Raw genomic sequence first — 24,109 nt, forward strand, 5'->3', positions numbered from 1 at the left:
ACCCAATCCACCCAGAGAAGGAAACAGCACCATGGCTGAAGAAAATTTCGACATCGCCATCGTCGGCGGGGGCGTATCCGGCGTCTACTGCGCCTGGCGGCTGAAACAAACCAACCCGGGGCAGAAGATCGCCGTATTCGAAGCCAGCGACCACATCGGCGGGCGGCTGCTGTCGGTGCGCCCGCCCGACATTCCCGACATGGTGGCCGAGCTGGGCGGCATGCGCATCCTGCCCGCGGTGCAGCCGCTGGTGACGAAGTTGATCACCGAATTGAATCAGGAGCTGCCGGCCGACGAACAGATCTCGCTATACAAGTTTCCGGTGGACGAGCCCCAGAACATCGCCTTCCTGCGCGGCGTCTACCTGCGCCTGGCCGACTTCACCAATGATCCGGACATCGTCCCCTACCAGCTGAATTTCATCGACCACGGCCAAAGCGCCGGCGAGGTGATCGTCAACGCGATCGAACAGATCGTGCCCGGCATCACCAATTCCAATCTGAACGAGGAGCAACGCCGCGAAATGGCGCAGAGCGCCGAATTCGGCGGCGTGCCGCTGTACAAGCAAGGCTTCTGGAACGTGCTGCTGCGGGTCATCACCGGCGAAGCCTACCACTACGCCGAAGATGTCGGCGGCTACGACTCCACGCTGTGCAACTGGAACGCGGCGGATGCGATTCCATGGTATCTGTCCGACTTCGGGGTCAGCCCGCAATACATGGGCTTCTGCAACGGCTTCCAGCAGGTGCCGCTGTCGCTGGCCCAGCTGTTTGAAAAATCCGGCGGCGACGTCAGGCTGGCCTCCCACATCTCCCACATCACGCTGCAGGGTGACGGCTTCGCCTTCCAGGTCAACGGCAGCGCGGCGACGGCCAAGAAGCTGATCCTGGCGATGCCGCGCCGCTCGCTGGAGCTGCTGACCGCGACCAGCCCGGCGCTGCAGGACGCCAAGACCCAGGCGCTGATCTCCACCGTCACGCCGCGGCCGTTGTTCAAGCTGTTCACCACCTATGACAGCCCCTGGTGGCGCAACACCGGCTACTCTTCCACCGGCGCCGACGGCAAACCGACCTACGTCGCGGTGCAGTCCGGCCGCTCGGTCACCGACCTGCCGGTGCGGCAAACCTACTATTGGCCGAAGAGCAATGGGGACGCGGCGACCGAAGGCCACGCGATGTTGCTCGCCAGCTACGACGACGGCGACAACACCGGCTTCTGGGACGGGCTGCGCGCCAAGCGCCGCCAGCCCAGAGCGCTAGGCAGAGACGTGGCGCCGCTGGCCGATCCCTTCATCGGCGTGGACGACAACGTGCAACGCGACGAGCTGGACTGGCACCAGTACAAGGCGCCGCGGATGATGACCGAGGAAGTGACCCGCCAGCTGACCGTGATGCACAGCCTGAACTACACGCCCAAGGTGCGCAACGCTGCCTACCGCGACTGGGGCGACGATCCGTTCGGCGGCGGCTGGAACAGCTGGAACATCGGCGTGAAGAGCTGGGAAGTGAAGCATGCGGTGGTGCAGCCCACCGACCTGCCGCTGTACATCTGCGGCGAGGCCTACTCCGACGCGCAGGGCTGGGTCGAAGGCGCGCTGCAAACCGCCGGCTATCTGCTGGAAAAACTCGGCGTCGCGCCTTTCCCGCAGTAATCAACGCTTCGACGACGGACCGTCCGGCCAAGCCGGCGGTCCGTTTTCAAATCCGGTCCTGATCCACCAACCCCAGCCGAGGCACCACCGCGCCAGCTTCGAGCACCGTGCCCGGCGACAACACCGCGTTGGCGCCCACCCGCACGCCATCGCCCAGCAAGGCGCCCAGCTTTTCCAATCCCGGCAGCAACACCTTGCCGGCCACATGCAGGCGTATGGTCTTGTCGTCGCGCTCGTTCCAGTGATTGGCCAGGATGCTCCCGGCCTCCAGGTTGACGTCGGCGCCCAGCACCGAATCGCCGACGAAATTGAAATGGGCGAGCCGGCTGCCCGGCCCGACGATGGAAGTCTTGATCTCGCAGCCCGGTCCCACCGTCACTCCGGCGCAGAGAACCACTCCGCCGCGCAAGTAGGCGTGGGCGGCCACCCGGCAACCCGGGCCTATCCAGACCGGCCCTTTCAGGATCGCCCCTTCTTCCAACGTCGCGCTGCGATGGATCATCGCCTCGCCATCCAGCACCCACTCATCGGGATTGGCGGCGGCGCGGCGCGCCGCCAACGCATCGGGCAAGCCTTCCAGCCATCGCCAGGGCTCGTCGGCGGCATTGAGCCAGGGCAAAGCCTGGGCCACGGAATAAAACAAGCGGTGAAATTCGGGCATCGGCGGCTCCTTAAGGCAAAGAACCGATTTGACACGCGCGAACGCAGGCCGGCAAGCATCCAAAACAAAACTGCCGCCCCCTTGCGGGAACGGCAGTTTGTATCGGCGCGCCGATGTCAGCCCATCGGCGCGGCCTGTTCCAATCCGTTGCCGGTATTAGAAGGAGTGAACCATGTTCAGGCCCACGCCGCGCAGCTTGCTGCCGGTGCTGGAAGCGTCGCTGCCATTGTTGAAGATGGCTTTGTCGGCCTTCACTTCGCCGTATTGCAGGCCAACGGTGGTGCGCTTGGACATTTGATAGTCCACGCCGACCAGGAATTGCTTGTAGCCGGTGTTATCCACGCTCACGCCATCCTTGTCGTAGTCCTTGGCCTGAGCATAGGTGAACTTCGGAGTGAAGGCGCCCAGGGTGTAGGCAGCGGTCAGCGCGTATTCCTGCGACTTGTACTTGCTGCCATCGCCAGCCGGAACCGTGTTGTTCTGCAGGAAGCTCAGCGGAGTGATGGAGCTGTCGCCGCGATCATTGCGGTAGCCGAAGGCAAGCAGCAGGTTGTTGGCGTTGTAGCCAGCTTCCAGGCGGTGGCTGTCATTCGCTTGGGTGCGCACGCCAGCGGAAACCACCGGAGTCTCGTGGATGTACTGGTATTTGCCGAAGAAGCCGCTGTTCTCGTACGACAGGCCCAGGTTGTAGGTTTCACGCTGGGTAGTCTGCGCATCCTTGTTGAACGCGTTGCTCTTGTCTTCCTTGGTGCCGTACAGGAACGCGCCCTGGAAGCCGTTGTAGTTGGCGGTGTCGAAGCGGATGGCGTTCTTCACGCGAACATCGTCGCGGGTGAAGGCATTCAGCTGCAGCGCGTTGCTGGAGCTTTCCCACGGGTTCACGACGCTCATGTTGGAGTCGCTGAAGGTGGAGATGTTGCCCAGGCGAACCTTGCCGTAGCCGGTATCCAGGCCGACGAAGGATTCGCGGCTGGCGAACGTGCCGTAACCCTGACGGTTGGTGCCGTCGATGTCGAAACCGCTCTCAACCTGCCAGATGGCCTTCAGGCCATTGCCCAGGTCTTCGCCGCCTTTGAAGCCGATACGGGAACCCATATCGTCGACATTGGTTTGATTCACGCCACCAGCGTGAACATTTTCCACGCCGGCCTTCAGTTGGCCGTAGATGGTGACGTCAGCGAATGCGGCAGCCGGCAGAGTGGCAACCGCCAGGGCGATCAGAGTTTTTTTCATGGTGAACAATCCTTGTGGCTTGTCTTAGAAAGCGATTGAATACTAATTCCGCAGATCGATATATGCAAGTGAACACTTCGGTACTATGTTGTAAAAACACATCATGTGCGGCAAAAATACAACACTCGTCTGCGTACCTGAAACTCTGTTCATTCTTAACAAATTTGTGTGTTTTTATTGCTTAACGAACATTAACAAAGCCATTAACGCCGAAACAATGTTCTAAATCGAAAAAAAAGGCCCACATGTGTGGGCCTTACATAAGGATAGACTTGACCTGAGCCTGCTCGAACCTAAGGAAATCAGACATCAACCAGACTCAATTTAGAGTGTACTCGCTTTCGTTTTTCCAATCAATTTGTTTGCCAGCGCACTTTGTCAAACATTGTTAAGCCCCCCGGCCCGCCCCGCTGCGCAACATGCGGCGATGGCCAGCCCGCCATTGGCTCAGCGATCCGCAGCCATCTCGCGCTGAGCCGGGAAGTGCAGCTCGGCGCACAAGCCGCCCAGCGGATGATTGAACAGGAGAATGTCGCCGTGATGCTCGCGCGCGATGGCACGGGCGATCGCCAGCCCCAGTCCGCTGCCGCCGGTATGCTTGGCTCGGGAATGCTCCAGCCTCACATAGGGCTCGAATACCCGCTCCAGATCGTCCTCGGCGATGCCGGGGCCATGATCGCGCACCATGATCTCCACCCTGCCGGCATGCTCGCGCAATGACACCTCCACGACGCCGCCGCCATAACGGCGGGCATTCTCCAGCAGGTTGGCGATGCAGCGGCGCAAGGCTTGCGGCCGGGCGTACAAGGGCTTCACCGTTTCCGACCGGCACGCCACTTCGGCGCCCAGCGCCTCCACGTCCTCGACCACGCCCTCCAGCAAGGCGCCGACATTGAGCAGCACCGTGCTTTCATTGCCCTGCCCCATCCGCAGATAGGCCAGCGTGTCGCCTATCAGCTGATCCATCTCGATCAGGTCGCGCTCTATCGCCTGGCGCGCGCTTCCCTCCTCCAGCTGCTCCAGCCTCAGCCGGACGCGGGTGATGGGCAGGCGAAGATCATGCGACACGCCTGCCAGCATCTGGCTGCGCGTCTGCAGATAACGCTGCAGCTCCTGTTGCATGCGGTTGAAAGCCCGGGAAGCGTTGACCACCTCCTGGGTGCCGGTTTCAGGCAGGGGCGGCTGGTTGAGATTGGCCGCCAGCCCGGTCGCGGCCTGGGAAAACAGCGCCAGCGGCCGCGTCAGGCGGCGCACCGCCCAGGCCGAGGCCATGGCCACCACCAGCGCCACCAGCAACAGCCAGGCGGTCACCCGCCACGGCGTTTCCGCCGCGCTGGATATCTGGCCGATGCGGAAGGTCACCACCGTGCCGTCCTTCAGTTGCGCCTGCACCGTGGCCATCTGGATCTTGAACTCCGGCCCGCCCTCGCCCAGCTTGTTGGGAAAGGCCTGCACCCAGAACTGCTTGCCCGGCGTGAACACATGCCGGCCAGGCTCGACGAAGGGGCGCAGCAAATCTTCCGCGGCATCGGGAGAGTCGTCGCGGAAGGACAGCACCTGCAAACGGAACGGCGCTCCGAGATCGGCCTGGATCAGCTCGCGCAGCTTGCCGGCTTCCGGCAGGCTGGTCTTGCCGCCAGCCCGCCAAGGCTGGTCGAGCAGCACCTGGGCATTGGGCGAAGTCAGCGCGCCGGCCAGCTTGGGCCGGCTGGCGGCGGCGGTTTCGTCCAGCAGGTTGATCATGTCCGCCAGGTGCTGCGCCACGTATTCGGCGCGCAGGGTGCGGCTGAGCCGCTCGCGGTCGGTCAGCACCAGCGCGATGCCGATCACATTGGCCAGCAGCACGCTGGTCAGCAGCGTCAGCAATAGCTGGCCGTACAGGGTGCGAGGCAGCCGCCTCATCTCACCGGCACCACCTCGCAAGCCAGCATGTAGCCGCCGCTGCGTATGGTCTTGATCAGCAGCGGCTCGCGGGCGTCGTCGCCCAGGCGGCGGCGCAAGCGGCCTATCATCACGTCGACGGTGCGATCGAAGGGGCCGGCTTCCTTGCCGTTCATCGCCTCCATCAACTGGTCGCGCGACATCACGCGCTGCGAATTCTCGGCCAGCGCCTGCATCAGCTTGAATTCGCCGCCGGACAGCGGCGTCACCACGCCGCCGCCGTCGACCAGATGCTGGGCGCCCAGCTCCAGCCGCCAGTCGCCGAACTGCAGCGCGCGCAGCGCGCTGTTGTTGCGGCGCTCTTCCACCCGGCGCAGGATGCTGCGCACGCGGGCCAGCAATTCGCGTGGATTGAACGGTTTGGGCAGGTAATCGTCGGCGCCCATTTCCAGGCCGATGATGCGGTCCAGTTCGTCGCCCCGCGCCGTCAGCATCAGGATCGGCATATTGGAGCGGGAGCGCAGGTCGCGGCACAGTTTCAGGCCGTCCTCGCCCGGCAACATCAGATCGAGGATCAGGATGTCGAACGACTGCTCGGCCAAGGCGCGGTTCATCGCCTCGCCATCGCCCACCGCCGAGACAACCATGTCCTGGCGGCTCAGGTAATCGCTAAGCAGATCGCGCAGATCCGGATCGTCATCGACAATAAGCACGCGGGAAGCTTGAGACATCGGCAGTTCCTAAGGTATCGGGAGTTAATCACGAAGGTGTCGCCTGCAAGCGCGACAACGGCGCGGGCGCCGTGTCTGGGCGCCCGCGCTCTCAGAGTTGGAGCGACGAAGGTTTCAATTGGTTCCGCTGTGCGGTTGCTGCCGGGTTCGATGCCAGGAATAGCCGATGCCGCCGGCCAGCAGGGACACCGTCGCCAGCAGCGACCAGGCGGTGGGCAGCTTGAAGGCCACCAGGCCCGCGTCGTGCAGGTAGACCAGCCCCACCTTGACGCCGATCAGCACCAGCACCAGCGCCAGCGCGTACTTCAGGTAATGGAAGCGGTGCACCATGGCCGCCAGCGCGAAATACAGCGCGCGCAGGCCCAGAATCGCGAAGATGTTGGAGGTGTAGACCAGGAACGGATCCTGGGTCACCGCGAAGATCGCCGGAATGCTGTCCACCGCGAACACCAGGTCGGCCGACTCCACCAGAATCAGCGTCAACAACAGCGGGGTCGCCCACCAGCCCTTGCCCAGGCCGTGGCGCTCGCCGCGCACCAGGAAGGCGTTGCCGTGCAACTCAGGCGTCAACCGCATCCGGCGGCGCAGCCACTGGTAGAACTTCTGCTCGGTCAGCGGCGTGGCTTCCTCATCGCCGGAGAACAGCATCTTCAGCCCGGCCCACAGCAGGAAAATGCCGAACAGCAGCAGCACCCACTGGAACTCGGCCACCAGTCGCGGCGCCGGCGCCTATCATCAGCGCCCGCATCAGGATGGCGCCCAGGATGCCCCAGAACAACACCCGGTGCTGGTAGGCGCGCGACACCGCCATGCTGCCGAAGATCAGCGAGATCACGAACACATTGTCCAGCGACAGCGACTTCTCCAGCAGGTAGCCGGTGAAATACTGCACGCCGGCGTCGGCGCCGCGATACCACCACACCCAGCCGCCGAAGGCCAGGCCGATGGCGATATAGAACGCCGACAGCTTCAGGCTGTCGCGCACGCCGATCTCGCGGCCGTCCTTCTGCAAAATGCCGAGGTCGAACGCCAGCAAAGCCAGCACGCCGGCCAGGAAAGCCAGCCAGGTCCACAAGGGATAGCCCAACGCGGGGGCGGTCAGAAAATCGATCACTTCACACTCCATTCAATCCGTCAGCGGGCGGCGGCGGGAAGCTACCGCCCTTGGCGTCAGCCGCGGCCTTCCAGCGCGGCGATGCGTTCTTCCATGCTCGGGTGGGTGGCGAACAGGCCCAGCAGGCCGCGGCCGCCGGCGATGCCGGAAGCGGCCATGCTCTTGGGCAGGCCGTCGGCCTCGATGCCGCCCAGGCGGCGCAAGGCGTTGGCCATCGGCCGCGGCGAACCCAGCAGCTCGGCGGCGCCGGCGTCGGCGCGGAACTCGCGCTGGCGCGAGAAGTACATCACCACCACGGAAGCCAGGATGCCGAACACGATCTCGCACACGATCACCGTGACGAAGTAGCCGATGCCGGTGCCGGCGGAACTGTTTTCCTCGTCGCGCTTAAGCCAGCTGTCCACCAGGTAGCCGACCACCCGCGCCAGGAAAAACACGAAGGTGTTGACCACGCCCTGGATCAGCGTCAGCGTCACCATGTCGCCGTTGCGGATGTGGGCGATCTCGTGCGCCAGCACCGCCTCCACCTCTTCCTCGTTCATATTGGCCAACAGGCCGGTGGACACCGCCACCAGCGAGTTGGAGCGGCTGGGACCGGTGGCGAAAGCGTTGGGCTCGCCCTCGTACACCGCCACCTCCGGCATCGGCAGGCCGGCGCGGTCGGCCAGCTTGCGCACGGTGTTCAGCAGCCAGGCCTCGGTCTGGCCGGACGGCTGCGTGATCACCCGCGCGCCGGTGCTCCACTTAGCCATGGTCTTGGACAAGGCCAGCGAAATGAAGGCGCCGCCGAAGCCCAGCACCGCCGAGAACATCAGCAACATGCCCAGATTCAGCCCACCGGCGGTGACGAAGCGGTCCAGCCCCAAAAGACGGACGCTCACGCTCAGCACCAGCATCACGGCGATGTTGGTCACAATCAGCAAAATCACCCGTTTCATTGTTTAGTCTCCCAAAATCCGTTCAATCATCAGCCAGGACGAAGCGCTGGCCACACTGCAGTGTATGCGACAAAATGAATCGAAAAAATAAAGTAAAATCTGAATATATATACGGTTTTTTCGAATTTAAAATGGACAAGCTCAATTACAAGCACCTGCACTATTTCTGGGCGGTCGCCCGCACCGGCAGCGTCACCCGCGCCGCCGAACAACTAGGCATCAGCATGCAGACCGTCAGCGGCCAGATTTCCCGGCTGGAGCAGCAGCTGGGAAGGTCCTTGTTCCGCCAGCAAGGCCGCGGACTGGAACTGACCGAAGCCGGACGCGTGGCCCAGGGCTACGCCGACCGCATTTTCCTGCTGGGCGAGCAAATGGAAGAGGCGCTGGCCGATCCCTTGCTCGACCAGACGCTGAGGCTGGCGGCCGGCATTTCCGACGTCGTCCCCAAAGGCATCGCCAGCCGCCTGCTGCGCCCGGCGCTGCACACCGGCAACCGCCTCCGCCTCAGTTGCGGCGAAGGGGACTTCGACGAGCTGATCGGCGAACTGGGCCGGCACCGGCTGGACCTGGTGCTGGCGGACCGGCCGGTAGCCAGCAGCGAGCAGCAGCAGTTCCAGTCCTGGCAGCTGCTGAGCTGCCCTGTGCAGCTGCTGGCCGCGCCGGCGCTGCACGCCAGCCGCCAGGCAGGCTTCCCCGCCAGCCTGGAGCAGGCGCCGCTGCTGCTGCCCAGCCGCGACAACGTGCTGCGCCGGCAACTGGAGCATTGGTTCGAAGCAAATGGCCTGCGGCCCGATGTTGTCGGCGAATTCGACGATCATGCGTTAATGGAGACATTCGCCCGCCAGGGAATGGGGCTGCTGCCCGCGCCCGTCTCGCCCGACGGAGAGGCCGATCACCCCGGCCTGCTGCCCTTGGGCGCGCTGGACGGCGTATGGGAGCACTACTATGTCACCGCCAGCCGGCGCAAATTGCAGCACCCCGCCCTGCAAGCCATCCTGCAGGCCTGGAGCTGAGCGCTTGCGCCCTGCGGGCGACAGGCGGCCGCGTGAGTCAGACCGGCGGCGTCGGCGATGATTCCACCCAAGATAGTCTTGACCGATAATGGTTCGAAGCACTTCGCCGGCGCGGCAGCCGGGCAACAGATCGAGCATCATGGACAAGCAACAAGCTTTCACCCTGCCTGAGTTGTTGATCGTCATGGCCTTGCTGGCCATCGTCCTCGCATTCGCCGTGCCGGCGTATCAAAGCGCCGTGTCGGCCAACGCGGTGATGTCGGAGAGCAACAATCTGTACGGCGACATCCTGTCCGCCCGCAACGAGGCGCTCAAGCGCGGCCAGACCGTGCTGGTTTGCCCTTCCGCCGACGGCGCCAACTGCAACGCCAGCGCGCCCGGCAATACCAGTTGGGCCGGCGGCTGGATCGTGCTGCAGGCGGCCGGGGGAAACTGCACCGACACCAGCGGCGTCGTGCTGCGCAGGCAGCAGGCCTTCGCCAGCGGCGACAGCGCCAGCTCCAACAACAGCGCCTATCCTTATCTATGCTTCAACCGCATGGGTTATGCGCCGTCCAGCAACGACGGCATGATCACGTTCAATACCTCCGGCAACCAGGCCAGCAGCCGGCGCTGCGTGGCGCTGGCCGCGGTAGGCCATCCTCAGGTGCTGACCAGCGGCCAGACCGACAGCACGGGACAATACACATGTCCATGAAAACACCCGGCCAAAACGGTTTCAGCATGCTGGAAGTGCTGGTGGCGCTGATCGTGATCTCGCTTGGCCTGCTCGGCATCGCCGGCATGCAGGCCGCCGCGATCAACAGCACCAGCATCGCCCGCAGCCGCAGCCTGGGCGCCATCGCCGCCGAAAGCATGGCGGCCGCGATGCACGCCAATACCGCGTACTGGGGCGCGTTGAACGCCAGCGGCAGCTGGAGCGTCAGCGCTTCCGGCGCCATCAGCGGCACGCCGGCCTTGAGCCAAACCGTCAACTGTTCCGCCTCCAGCACCACCTGCACCGCCGCCAACGTGGCCGGCTACGACGCCGCCCAATGGGGAAGCGGCACGATCAGCGCCCTGCCCGGCGGCAGCGGCCAGATCGCCTGCAATCCGGCCACCAGCGCCACGCCGGTCGCCTGCACTGTCACCGTGTACTGGCTGGAAAAGAACCGCATGGTGAATGCCGTGTCCATGGCCGCCGGCACGGCCAGCCAGAGCTACCAGATGGTGGTGGTGCCATGAGCGCGCGCCGGCAGCGCGGCGGCGGCCTGATCGAGGTGATGGTGGCCATCGCCATCGGCTTGTTCCTGCTCAGCGTGCTGACGCTGATTTTCACCTCCGCGCGGCTGACCAAGACCAGCCAGTCCGGCCTGGCCCAGCTGCAGGACAACCAGCGCACGGCGATGACCCTGATCAGCAGCATCGTACAGACCGCCGGCTACTATCCCAATCCGCAGACCCAGACCGCGGCGCAGGCGCTCCCCGCCGCAGGCGGCTTCGCCGCAGGGCAGTCGATCACCGGCACGTCGGGGGGCTCGGGCGCGTCGGACACCTTGAGCGTGCGTTTCGCCACCCTGTCCGGCGACACCGTGCTCAACTGCAATGGCTCCAGCAATACCAGCGGCAGCGGCCAGATCTACATCAACCAGTTTTCCGTCAACAGCTCGAACCAGCTCGCCTGCGCCGTCAACGGCGGAACCGCCCAGGTGCTAGTGGACGGCGTCAGCAACATGACGGTGCGGTACGGCGTGGACTCCGCCAACAGCGGCTCCATCACCCATTACTATCCGGCCTCCGCCATTCCCTCCGGCGCCACCGTGCGCTCGGTCTGGGTGACGCTGACCATGGTCAATCCTCTGGCCAATCAGCCTGGACAGCCGGCCACGGTGAAGATGTCCTGGCTCACCGGCCTGATGAACCAGCTATGACGCGCCCCTCCCCTCTCTCCCGCGCCTCCCGTCCACGCGGCTTCACCATGGTGGCGGCGCTGATGATGCTGATCGTGATCACCATCATCGGCATCGCGCTGATGCGCAGCAGCGGCCTCTTGGGCAAGCTGGCCGGCAACACCCGCGAGAAGGGCCGGGCCTTCGAGGCTGCGGAGGCGACGCTGCAATACGCGGAATGGTGGCTGAACCAGGGCGGCAACGCCGGCGCCGCCCCCAATTGCAGCAACACCGCGCGCCAGAGCACGCTGCAGGTCTGCAGTAATGCGCTGCCTAACGCGACCTCCACGGCATCGTGGAGCAACGCCGGTTATACCTACACCCCGCCTTTCATGACCGCATCGACCAGCGGCGGTAGCCAAACCTATTACCAGCCCCCCCAGCTCTACATCCAGTACCTGGGGCTGAACGCCGCCGGCACCGGCGCCATCTACCAGCTCACCGCGATAGGCTACGGCGGCAACGCCGCCTCGGTGGCCGTGCTGCAAAGCACCTACACGCTGTACTCCGGCACCACGAATCTGGGAAAATGACTATGCGATCCCATGCCTCCCGCCTGCTCCCCCCGATCGCCATCCTCGCCGCCGGTCTGTGGCCGGCGGCAACCGGCGCGGTCACCGTCAGCGACAACTTCACCGGCGGCGGCGCCCAGCTGAACTGGCTGGTGTTCGGCGGCGCGTGCATGACAGCCGGCACCGGCGCCGGCACCATACCGGCCTGCGGCAGCAAGGACCCAAGCGGCAATACCCAGATCGGCGGCTACAGCGGCACACTGCCCGACACCAGCGGCAACGGCGCGCTGAGGCTGACCAACAGCTCCGGCAGCCAGTCGGGCGCCATCGTCTACAACAGCCTGTTTCCATCCAGCAGCGGCTTGCAGGCCACCTTCACCAGCTACACCTACGACGGCGACTCCGGGGGCAGCGCGCGCGACGGCGCCGACGGCATGAGCTTCTTCCTGCTCACCGGCATTCCCAGCGCCGTGGGTTCCTTCGGCGGCAGCCTGGGCTACAGCTGCTCCAACGTGAACTCGCCGTACAACGGCATCATCGGCGGCTACCTGGGCCTGGGCATGGACGAGTACGGCAACTTCCCCAACGGCGGCTCCGGCAACGACAACACCTCCAGCGGCCCCGGCGCCAAGCCGCAGAACATCTCGCTGCGCGGCGCCGGATCGGTGGCGGCCAGCGCCCTGGCCGGCCAGTTCGGCGGCAGCTTCAGCGCCTCCATGGTGCAAAGCGTCTGCAAAACCGGGAAATACGGCACCCAAAGCGTGATGAACTATCCGTTCATCAGCATTCCCGGCACCAGCGGCGGCGTCTACCAGCTGCCGTCCAGCCAGCCGATGGCCAATGAATCCGCCACCAGGCGCGGCCAGGCGGTGCCGATCAGCTACAAGCTGAAGATCACGCCCGCCAACCTGCTCAGCCTCTGGTACAGCTACAACAACGGCGCCTACGTGCCGGTGATCACCAACTACGACATCAACAACACCTCGGTCAGCGGCCCACTGCCCAGCCAGATCACCTTCGGCTTCGCCGCCTCCACCGGCGGCAGCCGCAACGTGCACGAGATCAGCTGCTTCCAGGCCCAGCCCTTCACCCAGTCCGCCAGCTCCAGCGGCCTGAACAGCCAACAGACCACGCTGATCCGCACCGGCACCCAGCAATACGTGGCCAGCTACCACGCCGACAACTGGTGGGGATCGCTCGCGTCCTACGCGCTGCAAGGCGATCCCAACACCGGCCAGGTCACGGTGGCCAGCACCGCCACCTGGGATGGCTCCTGCGTACTGACCGGCGGCAGCTGCGCCACCACCGGCGCCAGCAATATGAGCGCGCAGACCAGCCGCGCCATTCTCAGCTGGAACGGCAGCCAGGGCATCCCTTTCCAATGGGCGAATCTGACGTCCGCGCAGCAAACCGCGCTGAGCCCGGACGGCAACGGCTCGGCCCGGGTGTCCTACCTGCGCGGCGCGCGCGGCAATGAAGTGACCACGCTGGGCAGCGGCCTGTTTCGCGACCGCGACAGCGTGCTGGGCGATCTGATCAACAGCAGCCCGGTATGGGCGGGTCCGCCGCAGAACAATTATCCGAGCGCCTGGGGCGACAAGCTCTACCCATCGGCCTCGCCGGCGGAGAACGCGACCGGCGCGCAGTCCTACCCCAGCTATCAGAGCGCCAACGCCACCCGGACCAATATCGTCTACAACGGCGGCAACGACGGCATGCTGCACGGTTTCCGCACCGGCGCCAACGACAGCAACGGCAATTACGTGGCCACCAACAACGACGGCCAGGAAGTGCTCGCCTATCTGCCGGCCGCGGTCCAGGCCAACACCGTCCAGTACAGCAATCCCACCTATCCCCACCAGTATTTCGTCGACGCCACCCCGGTCGCCGACGACCTGTTCTACGGCAGCGGTTGGCACACCTGGCTGATCGGCGGCCTGGCCGCGGGCGGCCAGGCGCTGTACATGCTGGATGTCAGCAATCCGGCCAACTTCGCCGAGACCAACGCCGCCAGCCTGGTGGTCACGGAGGTCAACAACGGCACGCTCAGCTGCGTCAATAATGCCAGCTGCGGCAACGATCTGGGCTACACCTTCGGCACGCCGGTGATCGCGCGCTTCCACAACGGCCAGTGGGGCGCGGTGTTCGGCAACGGCTACAACAGCGCCAACGGCCACGCCGTCATCTTCATCATGCTGGTGGGCAGCAACGGCGCGCCCAGCTACTACGAACTGGACACCGGCAGCGGCAGCGCCAACGATCCCTCGGGCGCCGGCGGCAAGAACGGCATCTACTACACCACGGTCGCCGACCTGGATGGCGACAACATCGCCGACTACATCTATGCCGGCGACCTGTTCGGCAATGTCTGGCGCTTCGACGTCACCGGCAACACGCCGTCCAGCTGGTCCGTCTCGCAATTCGGCAAAGGCGTCGCCTCGCCGCTGTTCACCACTCAATACACCTACTGCACCAGCGCGCAGATCAGCGCCGGCAGCTGCACCCCCAGCCTGCAGCCGATCACCAGCAAGCTGCTGGTCACCGCCATTCCCTCCGGCGGCGCCAGCCCGCGGGTGCTGGTGTCGTTCGGCACCGGCCAGAAAATCCCGTTCACCACCAACTCCGCCGACGTCTACGCCAGCGGCACCCAAAGCCTGTATGGCGTCTGGGACTGGGACATGTCGGGCTGGAACACGCTGACCGGACAATCCGCCTACTATAGCCAGGCCGCGCCCACCGGCGGGCTGACCGTGCGCCCAAGCAACCTCACCGCCCAGACCGTCGCCGCGTCCTACAGCTCGACGCTGGGCACGGTGCAGGGCTACCGCGCGCTGTCGAACAACACCGTCTGCTGGCAAGGCGGCGGCGCCTGCAGCCCCAGCACCAGCAACACCAGCTACGGCTGGCTGCTCAACCTGCCGGGCAGCGGCGAGCAGGTGATCTACAACCCGGTCAGCCAGCTGGGCACCTTCACCGTCAACACCACCATTCCGCCCAACAGCAATCCGTCGTCGTGCTCGGTATCGTCCGCCACCGGCTTCACCATGTCCTTGAATCCGAAAACCGGCGGCGCCACCGCGCGCTCCTATTACGCCAACGACGCCGGCAACTTCAGCGGCATCAGCGGCAGCGTGATCAACGGCATCGCGGTGAACATGGCCGGCTCGCCCAGCGTGGTGCGCGCCCTGGGCAACTATTTCGCGATCGGAAGCAGCATCAGCGGCGGTCCGGTCGCCACCCCGCCGCAACTCAACCCGGCCGCTTTCGACCTGCACGCCAGGCTGAACTGGATCGAGCTGCGATGAGCCTCCAAAGAGACGGAACCATGAAAAAAAAACCTGAAGGATTTTCCCTGATCGAACTGATGGTCGCGCTGGCGGTGCTGGCCCTGCTGGTTTCCATCGCCCTGCCCTCGTACCGCAATTTCATGATGCAGTCCAACCGCACCGCGGCCAAAACCGCGCTGCAGGATCTGGCCAGCCGCGAGGAAAGTTACTTTGCCACCAACAACAACTACGCCAGCCAGCTGTCCGCGCTGGGCTACGCCAGCGGCACGGTCTACGTGCCAGGCAACGGCAACAATCTGTATGCGCTCTCCATCGCCAACGCCACCGCCAACACCTTCATCCTGAACGCCGCGCCGCAAGGCAGCCAAGCCCAGGACAGCTGCCAGACCTACCAGCTGGACAATCTGGGCAACCAGAGCAATATCGCCAACAATGCCAGCGGAACCACACTGAGCGTCAGCGGCTGCTGGTGACCGGCAAAACAAAACGGCGCCCGATGGGCGCCGTTCAGCTTGATGGAGGACAGGCTCCGGCTTAGTCGGCCAGCAGCTTGTTCACCACGTCTACGTATTCCTGCATGGCCGCGGCGCCATCCTTGCCCTTCAGCTTTTCCCAGGCGTCGAACTTGGCGCGGTTGATGAAGTCCATCATGCCCGGACGCTCGCCGGTGGCGTCGCCTTCGGTCGCCTGCTTGAACAGCGCGTACAGTTGCAGCAGGGTCTGGTTGTCCGGACGCTCGGACAGGGTCTTGACGTCGGCCTGGGCCTGAGTGAAGAGAGTCTGCAGATCAGACATGGCGTTTCCTTTGTCGATTGCCGGGACGGTTGGCTCCGTCCCTGGCGGTGTTAGCCCTCCGGCATGCGCCGGAACGGGGGACAATGTAGCATGAAGCGGACTCAATGCGACAGTGGCGGCGGCGCATCCGGCTGCGGCTCTATCCGTATCCGCTTGTAGCTTTTCACCGCCCGTCCGTCCTTGCGCGCAGGCTGGTAGTCGGCGCCGCGGAAAACCGGGGCGATGGCGTCGGCCAGCCTGGCGTCGACCTCCCCCTCGAAACGCACCGCGTCCACCCTGCCGCCGGCGCCGATGAACACCAACACCTCGATCGGCCGCGACGGGCCGTTCAATGCCACGTCCGGCAGCGCGATGCGGCCGCGCTCCTGCGCCAGCTGGTCCAGCTCCCGCGCCGGATAATAGATGTCGGCGCCCAGACGCAGCCTGTCGTCGCCGATGTCCTCAGGCGCCATGTCGTCCGCTTCCGGCTCGGGCGCTTCGGCCTGCGGCGGCGCGATCGGCGGCGGCGCGGCGGACGCGGGCGCGGGTTCGCCCCGCAGCCTCACCCGCATCGCCTCATGCCAGGAAGCCCATTGCCCGGGCCTCAGCGGCAGCCACAGCAGGGCCGCGTGAACGAGCAGCGATAGCCACAGCGCCAGCAGCAACCGTTCCGTCGTGTTCCAACGCCGCATCTTCATGCCCGTTTCGCGCCGCTTCGCCATGAAAAACGGGACCACCGGTCCCGTCTTGCTGGCTTACTTGGCGTTGAGCAGCTGTTCGATGTCATCGCCGCCGATGGCGCCCGGCACCATGCGGCCATTAGCGAACACCAGCGCCGGCGTGCCGGTGATGCCCATTTTCTCGCCCAGCGCCTGGATCTTCTCCAGCGGCGTGTCGCAGTTGTCCGGGCCGGTCAGCGGCTTGCCGTCGCGCATGAAGGCGGTCCAGGCGGCGGCCTTGTCGGCCGAGCACCAGATCTGCTTGGACTTGCGCATCGCGTCCGGGTGCAGCTGGGTCAGCGGGTACAGGAAGGTGTAGATGGTGACGTTGTCGATGTCCTTCAGGCTCTCGCGCTCCAGCTTCTTGCAGAACGGGCAGTCAGGATCGGTGAACACCGCCATCTTGCGCTCGCCCTTGCCGCGCACGTCCTTGAACGCGTACTGGAACGGCAGCGCGTTGAAGTCCACCTTGGACAGCTCGGTCATCTTCTTCTCGGTCAGGCTTTCCTTGCTCTTGGTGTCGATCAGGTCGCCGACGAACAGATAGCTGGCGTCGCTGTTGACGTACACCACCTGGCGGCCGTCCACCACCAGCTCGTAGATGCCCTTGACCGGGGTGGCGCTGACGCTCTTCACCTGCTTGCCGGGGAAGTGGCCGAGGAAGGCTTTTTTCACGTCTTCGACATTGCCGCCGGCGGCCTGGGAGCAGGCGGCCAGCGACATCAGCATCGCGCTGGACAGGGCCAGCGTTTTCATTCTCTTGTTCATCGATCAGGGGTCCTTTGGGATCAGTATCCAATCGCCTGTCTGGCGAACTGCCGTTTCAGCGGCGTCAGGCAGTTGGTCAAAGACAGGCCGGTATTGCGCAGCCATGGCAGACCGGGCAGTTTCGCATGGAATAGCCGGTACAAGCCATCGCAGCCGAGTTGCATGGCGGCCACCGCCTCGCGGCGCTGGCGCTGGTAGCGGCGCAGCAGCATCCAGTCGCCGCAATCGGGCGCGGCGTCCAGCAGGCCGGCCAGTTGGGCGGCGTCCTGGAAACCCAGGTTGACGCCCTGCCCGGCCAGCGGATGGACGGTGTGGGCGGCGTCGCCGATCAGCGCCACCCGCTCGGCCGCCACCGCCTCCGGCTGAATCAGCCGCAAGGGGAAAGCCGCGGCGGCGGTCAGGACGAAAAACGCGCCCAGCTGGCGTCCGCCGGCTTCGGCCACCCGCGCGGCCAGGGCCTCCGGCGACAGCTGCAGCAGCGACTGCGGATCAGGAGTGGACCAGACCATCGATATTCGGTTCCCGGCCATCGGCAGCCAGGCGAGAATGCTGTCGCCGAAAAACCATTGCCGCGCGATGCCCTGGTGCGGCAGCTCGCAGGCGAAATTGGCGACCACGCCGCTCTGGCCATAGGGCTTGACGCTGGCCTGCAAACCCAGCTGCCCCCTCACCCAGGAGTTGGCGCCGTCGGCCCCAACCAGCAGCTCGGCCGCCAGTTCGCGGCCATCCTCCAGCCTCAGCCGGGCTTCGCCCGGCGTCGTGGCCAGCGCCTCGGCGCGCGCGCCGGTGATCAGCTCCGCGCCGCTGTCGCGCAGCTGGGCCCACAGCGAGGCCAGCAGCCAGCGGTTCTCGACGATCCAGGCCAGCGCGTCGGCATCGGCGTCGCGGGCCGAAAACGAAATCCGCCCGCCGGCGTCGCCGCGCACGTCCATCGACGCGATAGTGCCGATCCGCGCCATGTCCGGCCAGGCGCCCATGCCCTCCAGAAACCGCCGGTTGGCCGGGCTGACCGCGTAAATGCGCGCGTCCCAGCCTTGCTCCAGATCATCGACCGCCGGCTCGCCGGCCTCCAGCAGCGCCACCCGTTTGCCGGCGCGCGCCAGCGCAAGCGCCAGGCTGGCGCCGACCAGGCCGCCGCCGACGATGACTGCTCGATATTTGTCGTAACGCATCCGTTTATCCCCGCACGCCGAATACCAGATGGCCGGCGAATTTGCGCCGCAAGGCCGGCAGCGCGTCCAGCGCCGTCATGCCGACGCCGCGCAGGCGGTTCATCAGCGGATGGTGGCCGTCGAACAGCTTGATCAGGCCATGGGTGAAGCCGACCACCGCGCGGCTGTCCAGCTTGCGCGCGGCGGCATAGCGTTTCAGAGCGCGCGGGTCGCCGGCATCGGCCGCGCCCTCCAGCGCGTCGGCCAGGCCGACCGCGTCGCGCAGGCCCAGATTCAGGCCCTGCGCCGCCACCGGATGCATGGTCTGGGCGGCGTTGCCTATCAACGCCACCCGGCCGCTCGCCACCCGGCTGGCCTGGCGCAGCGCCAACGGGAAGATCGCGCGCGGGCCGACCGACAGAATCCGGCCCTGGCGCTCGCCGAAGGCCTGCTGCAGCTCGCCGCGCAGCACCGCTTCGTCGGCGGCCGCCAGACGCTCGGCGTCGGCCTGGCTGCGGGTCCAGACCAGCATGTAGCGCTCGCCATGCGGCAGCAGCGCGAACGGGCCGTCGTGGGCGAAACGCTCGTAAGCCACGCCCTGCGGCGGCAGCTCGGTTTCCACCTCGGCCAATACCGCGCACTGATGGTAATCGTGGCTCAGCCGGCGGATGCCCGGCAGCGTTTCCGCCAGCGCGCCACCCTCGGCAAGCACCAGCAGGCTGCCGGTCAGCAGCAAACGGCCGTCCGGCGTGTCCACCTCGGCGCACGCGTACTGGCTCAGGCTCGTCACCGCCGTCACCCGGCACTGCCATCTCACCTGCACGCCGGCCTTCTCCAGCGCGCCGCCGAGCCCCGCGACCAAGGCCGGATAATCGACCACCGCGCCCAGATGCGGCAGATCCAGGTCTTCCCGATCCAGACGGGTGCGGCCGCAACTGCCCTGCTGCGACACGTGGACGGTGTCTATCGCCGTCGCCGGCAGATCGGCCGGCCAGGAGCCGGCGTCTTCCAGCAGGCGGCGGCTGTGCCAGGACAGCGCCAGCGCGCGGGCGTCGCGCACCTCGGCGTCTCTCGCCCTCGCCTCCAGCAGCATCACGCTGCGCCCCTGCCGCGCCAGCCTCATGGCGGCCAGCGCGCCCACCGGGCCGCCGCCGACGATCAGGACGTCGGCGTGTTCGCTCATTCTTTCATCCATCGATCTCACTCCCCGCGCATCAGCGCCTCGATCTCCGCCACCGTTTTGGGCGCCGCCGCGGTGTATACCTCGTTGCCGTCCGCCGTCACCAGTACATTGTCCTCGATGCGCACGCCTATGCCGTGAAACGCCTCCGGCACGCCGGGCGCCGGCCGGATGTACAGGCCCGGCTCTATCGTCGTGCACATGCCCGGCTGATAGCGGCGCCATTGCCCGTCCTGCTTGCGCTGGCCGACGTCATGCACGTCCAGGCCGATCAGGTGGCCGATGCCGTGCATGTAAAACTGGCGGTAAGCGCCGGACTCGATCACGCTGTCCGCGCTGCCGGCCAGCAGGCCCAGATCCACCATCCCCTGCGCCAGAACCGCCAGCGCGGCGTCCGACGGCGCGTGCCACACCGCGTCCGGCTTCACCGCGGCGATGCCGGCCAGCTGCGCCGCCAGCACCACCTCGTAGACGTCTCGCTGCGGGCCGCTGAAGCGGCCGTTGGCCGGAAAGGTGCGGGTGATGTCGCCGGCGTAGCCGCGGTATTCGCAACCGGCGTCGATCAGCAGCAGCTCGCCGTCGTTGATCCGCGCGTTGTTGGCCACGTAGTGCAGCGTGCAGGCGTTGATCCCGGCGGCGACGATGCTTTCGTACGCCGTCTGGCGGGCGCCGTGGCCGACGAAAACGTGCAGCAGCTCCGCCTCCAGCTGGTATTCATGCATGCCGGGCCGCGCGGCGCGCATCGCCCGCACATGGCCGGCGGCGGAAATTTCGCCGGCGCGGCGCAACAGCGCGATCTCGGCCGCGTCCTTGACCATGCGCATCTCGTCCAGCAGCGCCCGCAGGTCGCCGTAATGCGCGGGCGGACGGGCGCCGGCGCGCGCGCGGCCGCGCACCGCGTCCAGCCAGGTGTTGACGCGGCGGTCGAACGCTTCGTCGTGGCCCAGCGGCCACCACAGCTGGCAGCAGTCCGCCAGCAGGTCGGGAATCCGCTCGGCCATCTCGGCCAGCGGATAGGCTTCGTCGAAGCCGAAGGCTTCCCTCGCGCCGTCGGGCCCATGGCGGAAGCCGTCCCAGATTTCCATTTCGGGATTGCGGTCGCGGCAGAACAGCACCGACTTGCCGCTGCGGCCGTCGAGCAGCAGCACGGCTTCCGGCTCTTCGAACCCGGTCAGGTGCAGAAAATAACTGTCGGCGCGGTAGGGATAATGGTTGTCGGCGTTGCGCACCGCGATCGTCGCGGTGGGCAACAAGGCGACGCCGTCGCCTATCTGGGCCAACAAGCGTTTGCGGCGTTCGGCATGCGGCTGGTGCATGGGCAATGAAATCCTTGCGGAAACGGGACGTGCGGAATCAAGACGCCAGTTTACACCGCCCGCGCCCGGCGCCCAAGCCGCGCGGGCATGAAAAAACCCGGCCAGGCCGGGTTTCAGCAGCGGGCGAAAAAGGCTTATTCGCCGAGCACGACCGAGGTATAGACATCCTGCACGTCGTCCAGGTCTTCCAGCGCGTCCAGCAGCTTCTGCATGCGCGCGGCGTCGTCGCCGGTCAGTTCGGTTTCGTTCTCGGCGCGCATGGTCACTTCGCCCATCTCGGACTTGAAGCCCTTGGCTTCCAGCGCGTCCTTGACGTCGGAGAATTCGTACGGGCCGGTGATGACTTCGATCGAACCATCTTCATTGCTGACCACGTCCTCGGCGCCGACCTCCAGCGCCGCCTCCATCAAGGCGTCCTCATCCACGCCCGGCGCGAACACCAGGTAGCCGCAATGCTTGAACTGGAACGCCACGCAGCCGTCGGTGCCCATATTGCCGCCGTACTTGGAGAACGCGTGGCGCACGTCGGCCACGGTGCGGGTCTTGTTGTCGGTCAGGCAGTCCACCATCACCGCCGCGCCGCCGATGCCATAGCCTTCGTAGCGGCATTCGACGTAATCGACGCCATCCAGCTGGCCGGTGCCGCGCTTGATCGCGTTCTCGATATTGTCCTTGGGCATGGACTCGGACTTGGCCTTATCCACCGCCAGGCGCAGGCGCGGGTTCATGTTGACGTCGCCGCCGCCCATCTTGGCCGCGACGGTGATTTCCTTGATCAGGCGGGTGAAGATCTTGCCACGTTTGGCATCCTGGCGACCCTTGCGGTGCTGGATGTTAGCCCATTTGCTGTGACCTGCCATATTTGCCTCTGTGCGTTGTCTGGCCCCGGCTCGCCGGAGCGTCAATCAAAATTCGCGGTATTCTAGCAGAAAGCCATCCGGCTTTACGAGACGCGCCCGGCTACTTCGCCTGCAGCATGCGCAACATCATCTCGAAGCCGGCCTGGTACATGCGCTCTATCACCGGGATCATCATCGGCAGCGTCAGGTACAGCGTGCCGAAGCCTATCATGATGGTCAGCGGGAAGCCGAAAGAGAAGATGTTGAACTGCGGCGCCGCCCGCGTCATCACGCCGATGGCCAGGTTGGTGATCAGCAGCGCGCCGATGATGGGCATCGCCAGCCAGACGCCCCACTCGACCAGATGCCCCCCCCACAAGACCAGCGCCTTGATGCCCTGAGCCGGCATGGGCATGCCTATCGGCAATACCTGGAAGCTGTGCACCAGCGCCCCCAGCACCACGTGATGGCCGTCGAAAGCGAGAAAAAGAAAGAAGGTGAACAGCGACAGCATCTGCGACAGCACCGGCACCTGGGCGGCATGCACCGGATCGTAGAACATCGCGAAGCCAAGCCCTGTCTGCGCGCCGATGACGAAGCCGGCAAGCTCCACCGCGCTGATCACGATTCTCATCACAAAACCCATGGACAGGCCGATCAGCAATTGCTGCGCCAGGATGGCGACGCCCTCGGCCGACACCAGCGGCACCGCCGGCAGCGGCGGCAGCAGCGGCGCCAGCATCACGGTGAGCATCAGCGCGAACGCGGCCTTGAAACTGCGCGGCACGCCGCGGTAGGCGAACATCGGCTCCGCCAGGAACAGGCCGATGATGCGCGCGAACGGCCAGACAAAGGCTCCGACCCAGGCGTTGATCTGGATATCGCTGATCGCCTGCATCAGCCAATCACGCTGGGTATGCTCTGGAACAGCCTGGTGGTGTACTCGATCAGGGTGTTCAGCATCCACGGGCCGGCCAGGACCAGCACCAGGAACATCGACAGCAGCTTGGGGATAAAGGTCAACGTCATTTCGTTGATTTGGGTGGCCGCCTGCAGAATGCTGATCAGCAAACCCACCAGCAGCGATGTCAGCAACACCGGCGCCGACACGATGATCAACACGTACAAGGCGTTCTGCACGATGCTGATGACCAGTTCCGGACTCATGCGCCCTCCTCCCGCCAGCCACCCTTGGCCAGCAGCCAGTTGTCGATTTCCACGCAGTCACGGACGATGCGGTTGGCGCGCGCCAGCCGGTAGCCGGCCCGCTCGAACACCGGGCGCGACGCGTGGCTGGCCCAGGCATGGAGGGCAGTCACGCCGGCCTCTGCGGCGCGGCGCTCCAGCTCAACCACCATGCGCTCGCCCAAGCCCTGCCTGCCGGCCCAGGGCGCGACATACAACATGTCGAATTCGCCGTCTCGCTTCAGCCAGGCGAAACCGGCCAGCCGGCCGTCATCGGCCACAGCCTTGAGCGACCACGCGCCGTCCAAACGCGCGCGCCACGCGCGCTCGGCATCCGCATCCCACTCCCGGGCCGGCGCCCAGGCTTCGCACTGCTCAATGGTATAGACTCCGCCCGCCAAGGCATGCACGCTTTGGCGAAACAGGCTGAAACAGGCCGGCCAATCGTCTGGCGACAACGCTTCCAGAAACATGCTCACCCCGTGTAGAAACTCTGCACCAGCGAGCCCATCAGCAGCGTCCAGCCATCCACCAGCACGAACAGCATCATTTTGAACGGCAGCGAAATGGTGACTGGCGAAACCATCATCATGCCCATCGCCATCAGAATGCTGGCGACGACCAGGTCGATGATCATGAACGGAATGAAAACCATGAAACCGATCTGAAACGCGGTCTTCAACTCACTGATCGCGAAAGCCGGAATCAGCGTCTTCATCGACACGTCTTCCTTGCTCTGCGGCTTGGACGACTGGGAAATCTCGATGAAGAAGGCTAGATCCTTTTCCCGCGTCTGGCGCAGCATGAAGGCCTTCATCGGCTTGCTCCCCTCGTCCAGCGCCTGATTGAAGCTGATCTTGTCGTCGGAGAACGGCACCCAGGCCTTGGTGTAAACCTGATCGAAGGTCGGCCCCATCACGAACAGCGTCAAAAACAACGCCAGGCCGACGATCACCAGATTCGGCGGCGACTGGGTGGTGCCCAGCGCCTGCCGAAGCAAGGACAGCACAATGATGATGCGGGTAAACGCCGTCATCATCAGCAGCATCGCCGGGATGAAGGTCAGCGACGTCATGAACAGCAGCATCTGCAGGCTGAGCGAGTAGTTCTGCCCGCCGCCCGCCGCCGGCGTGCTGGTCATCAGCGGCAGCCCCGCCGCCGCATCGGCCAGCAATGGCGACAACAACGCCCCGCCGGACAGCAGGGCGATCACGATCTTTTTCTTCAT

At 65.4% G+C, this 24,109-nt stretch carries 26 protein-coding genes; 8 read left to right on the forward strand and 18 right to left on the reverse strand.

All coding sequences use genetic code 11. The features are described 5' to 3' along the window. The first annotated feature begins 31 nt into the window (after positions 1 to 31). A complete protein-coding gene (locus tag ACY3GB_RS05970) occupies positions 32 to 1,651 on the forward strand; it encodes a flavin monoamine oxidase family protein (protein ID WP_463087943.1) in 1,620 nt (539 codons plus the stop codon). A 46-nt stretch (positions 1,652 to 1,697) separates the two neighbouring features. On the opposite strand, the gene ACY3GB_RS05975 is transcribed toward ACY3GB_RS05970, so the two are convergent. The 7 genes from ACY3GB_RS05975 to htpX all read right to left on the reverse strand — a co-directional run bounded on the left by ACY3GB_RS05975 (position 1,698) and on the right by htpX (position 8,209). Continuing rightward, complete coding sequence (locus ACY3GB_RS05975) at positions 1,698 to 2,312, reverse strand: LbetaH domain-containing protein (RefSeq protein WP_463087944.1); 615 nt, start codon at positions 2,310 to 2,312, stop codon at positions 1,698 to 1,700. A 156-nt stretch (positions 2,313 to 2,468) separates the two neighbouring features. Continuing rightward, positions 2,469 to 3,545: a porin gene (locus ACY3GB_RS05980; RefSeq protein ID WP_463087945.1), complete on the reverse strand. Its 1,077-nt coding sequence runs from the start codon at positions 3,543 to 3,545 to the stop codon at positions 2,469 to 2,471. Between the two features lie 447 nt (positions 3,546 to 3,992). Then, positions 3,993 to 5,447 (reverse strand): ATP-binding protein, encoded by a 1,455-nt coding sequence (locus ACY3GB_RS05985; RefSeq protein WP_463087946.1) that lies wholly within the window; start codon positions 5,445 to 5,447, stop codon positions 3,993 to 3,995. Then, positions 5,444 to 6,157, reverse strand: coding sequence for a response regulator (locus tag ACY3GB_RS05990; protein WP_021477512.1), 714 nt, complete (start codon positions 6,155 to 6,157; stop codon positions 5,444 to 5,446). Before ACY3GB_RS05990 ends, ACY3GB_RS05985 begins: the two co-directional genes overlap by 4 nt. 114 nt (positions 6,158 to 6,271) lie before the next feature. Next, positions 6,272 to 6,868, reverse strand: a complete 597-nt coding sequence (locus ACY3GB_RS05995; RefSeq protein WP_463087947.1) for a TerC family protein — start codon at positions 6,866 to 6,868, stop codon at positions 6,272 to 6,274. After that, a complete protein-coding gene (locus ACY3GB_RS06000; protein ID WP_463087948.1) occupies positions 6,786 to 7,271 on the reverse strand; it encodes a TerC family protein in 486 nt (161 codons plus the stop codon). Before ACY3GB_RS06000 ends, ACY3GB_RS05995 begins: the two co-directional genes overlap by 83 nt. A gap of 56 nt (positions 7,272 to 7,327) precedes the next feature. Further along, positions 7,328 to 8,209 carry a protease HtpX gene (gene htpX / locus ACY3GB_RS06005; RefSeq protein ID WP_463087949.1) on the reverse strand — a complete coding sequence of 294 codons (882 nt, stop codon included), beginning with the start codon at positions 8,207 to 8,209 and terminating at the stop codon, positions 7,328 to 7,330. A gap of 131 nt (positions 8,210 to 8,340) precedes the next feature. Here htpX and nhaR point away from each other — a divergent pair, with 131 nt between their 5' ends. The 7 genes from nhaR to ACY3GB_RS06040 all read left to right on the forward strand — a co-directional run bounded on the left by nhaR (position 8,341) and on the right by ACY3GB_RS06040 (position 15,422). Further along, positions 8,341 to 9,222: a transcriptional activator NhaR gene (gene nhaR, locus ACY3GB_RS06010; RefSeq protein ID WP_463087950.1), complete on the forward strand. Its 882-nt coding sequence runs from the start codon at positions 8,341 to 8,343 to the stop codon at positions 9,220 to 9,222. A 139-nt stretch (positions 9,223 to 9,361) separates the two neighbouring features. After that, the gene (locus ACY3GB_RS06015) at positions 9,362 to 9,919 is read left to right on the forward strand and encodes a GspH/FimT family pseudopilin (RefSeq protein WP_463087951.1); all 558 of its coding nucleotides are present in this window, start codon (positions 9,362 to 9,364) and stop codon (positions 9,917 to 9,919) included. Beyond that, on the forward strand, positions 9,910 to 10,446 hold the full coding sequence (gene pilV / locus ACY3GB_RS06020) for a type IV pilus modification protein PilV (RefSeq protein ID WP_463087952.1): 537 nt from the start codon (positions 9,910 to 9,912) through the stop codon (positions 10,444 to 10,446). The genes ACY3GB_RS06015 and pilV overlap by 10 nt, the downstream gene beginning before the upstream one ends. Further along, positions 10,443 to 11,132: a PilW family protein gene (locus tag ACY3GB_RS06025; protein ID WP_463087953.1), complete on the forward strand. Its 690-nt coding sequence runs from the start codon at positions 10,443 to 10,445 to the stop codon at positions 11,130 to 11,132. The genes pilV and ACY3GB_RS06025 overlap by 4 nt, the downstream gene beginning before the upstream one ends. Beyond that, positions 11,129 to 11,683: a pilus assembly PilX family protein gene (locus tag ACY3GB_RS06030; protein WP_463087954.1), complete on the forward strand. Its 555-nt coding sequence runs from the start codon at positions 11,129 to 11,131 to the stop codon at positions 11,681 to 11,683. The genes ACY3GB_RS06025 and ACY3GB_RS06030 overlap by 4 nt, the downstream gene beginning before the upstream one ends. A gap of 2 nt (positions 11,684 to 11,685) precedes the next feature. Continuing rightward, a complete protein-coding gene (locus tag ACY3GB_RS06035; RefSeq protein ID WP_463087955.1) occupies positions 11,686 to 14,967 on the forward strand; it encodes a pilus assembly protein in 3,282 nt (1,093 codons plus the stop codon). Positions 14,968 to 14,987: 20 nt separating this feature from the next. After that, positions 14,988 to 15,422, forward strand: coding sequence for a type IV pilin protein (locus tag ACY3GB_RS06040; RefSeq protein ID WP_463087956.1), 435 nt, complete (start codon positions 14,988 to 14,990; stop codon positions 15,420 to 15,422). A gap of 61 nt (positions 15,423 to 15,483) precedes the next feature. On the opposite strand, the gene ACY3GB_RS06045 is transcribed toward ACY3GB_RS06040, so the two are convergent. The 11 genes from ACY3GB_RS06045 to fliP form a co-directional block, all read right to left on the reverse strand. Continuing rightward, positions 15,484 to 15,744, reverse strand: a complete 261-nt coding sequence (locus ACY3GB_RS06045; protein WP_463087957.1) for an acyl-CoA-binding protein — start codon at positions 15,742 to 15,744, stop codon at positions 15,484 to 15,486. A 101-nt stretch (positions 15,745 to 15,845) separates the two neighbouring features. Continuing rightward, positions 15,846 to 16,421 carry a hypothetical protein gene (locus ACY3GB_RS06050; protein WP_463087958.1) on the reverse strand — a complete coding sequence of 192 codons (576 nt, stop codon included), beginning with the start codon at positions 16,419 to 16,421 and terminating at the stop codon, positions 15,846 to 15,848. 57 nt (positions 16,422 to 16,478) lie between these two features. After that, entirely contained in the window at positions 16,479 to 17,210 is a 732-nt protein-coding gene (locus ACY3GB_RS06055) for a DsbC family protein (RefSeq protein ID WP_463087959.1), read from the reverse strand. Between the two features lie 20 nt (positions 17,211 to 17,230). Further along, complete coding sequence (locus tag ACY3GB_RS06060; RefSeq protein WP_463087960.1) at positions 17,231 to 18,382, reverse strand: UbiH/UbiF family hydroxylase; 1,152 nt, start codon at positions 18,380 to 18,382, stop codon at positions 17,231 to 17,233. A 4-nt stretch (positions 18,383 to 18,386) separates the two neighbouring features. Beyond that, the gene (locus ACY3GB_RS06065) at positions 18,387 to 19,544 is read right to left on the reverse strand and encodes an FAD-dependent oxidoreductase (protein WP_463087961.1); all 1,158 of its coding nucleotides are present in this window, start codon (positions 19,542 to 19,544) and stop codon (positions 18,387 to 18,389) included. Between the two features lie 17 nt (positions 19,545 to 19,561). After that, positions 19,562 to 20,857, reverse strand: a complete 1,296-nt coding sequence (locus ACY3GB_RS06070) for an aminopeptidase P N-terminal domain-containing protein (RefSeq protein ID WP_463087962.1) — start codon at positions 20,855 to 20,857, stop codon at positions 19,562 to 19,564. A 134-nt stretch (positions 20,858 to 20,991) separates the two neighbouring features. After that, positions 20,992 to 21,717 carry a YebC/PmpR family DNA-binding transcriptional regulator gene (locus ACY3GB_RS06075; RefSeq protein ID WP_463087963.1) on the reverse strand — a complete coding sequence of 242 codons (726 nt, stop codon included), beginning with the start codon at positions 21,715 to 21,717 and terminating at the stop codon, positions 20,992 to 20,994. Positions 21,718 to 21,817: 100 nt separating this feature from the next. Further along, positions 21,818 to 22,594: a flagellar biosynthetic protein FliR gene (gene fliR, locus ACY3GB_RS06080; RefSeq protein ID WP_463087964.1), complete on the reverse strand. Its 777-nt coding sequence runs from the start codon at positions 22,592 to 22,594 to the stop codon at positions 21,818 to 21,820. After that, positions 22,594 to 22,863, reverse strand: coding sequence for a flagellar biosynthesis protein FliQ (gene fliQ, locus ACY3GB_RS06085; RefSeq protein ID WP_463087965.1), 270 nt, complete (start codon positions 22,861 to 22,863; stop codon positions 22,594 to 22,596). Before fliQ ends, fliR begins: the two co-directional genes overlap by 1 nt. Further along, entirely contained in the window at positions 22,860 to 23,354 is a 495-nt protein-coding gene (locus ACY3GB_RS06090; RefSeq protein WP_463087966.1) for an N-acetyltransferase family protein, read from the reverse strand. The genes fliQ and ACY3GB_RS06090 overlap by 4 nt, the downstream gene beginning before the upstream one ends. Before the next feature lie 2 nt (positions 23,355 to 23,356). Beyond that, entirely contained in the window at positions 23,357 to 24,109 is a 753-nt protein-coding gene (gene fliP, locus ACY3GB_RS06095) for a flagellar type III secretion system pore protein FliP (RefSeq protein WP_463090917.1), read from the reverse strand.

The organism is Chromobacterium sp. Ag138 (assembly GCF_055181315.1).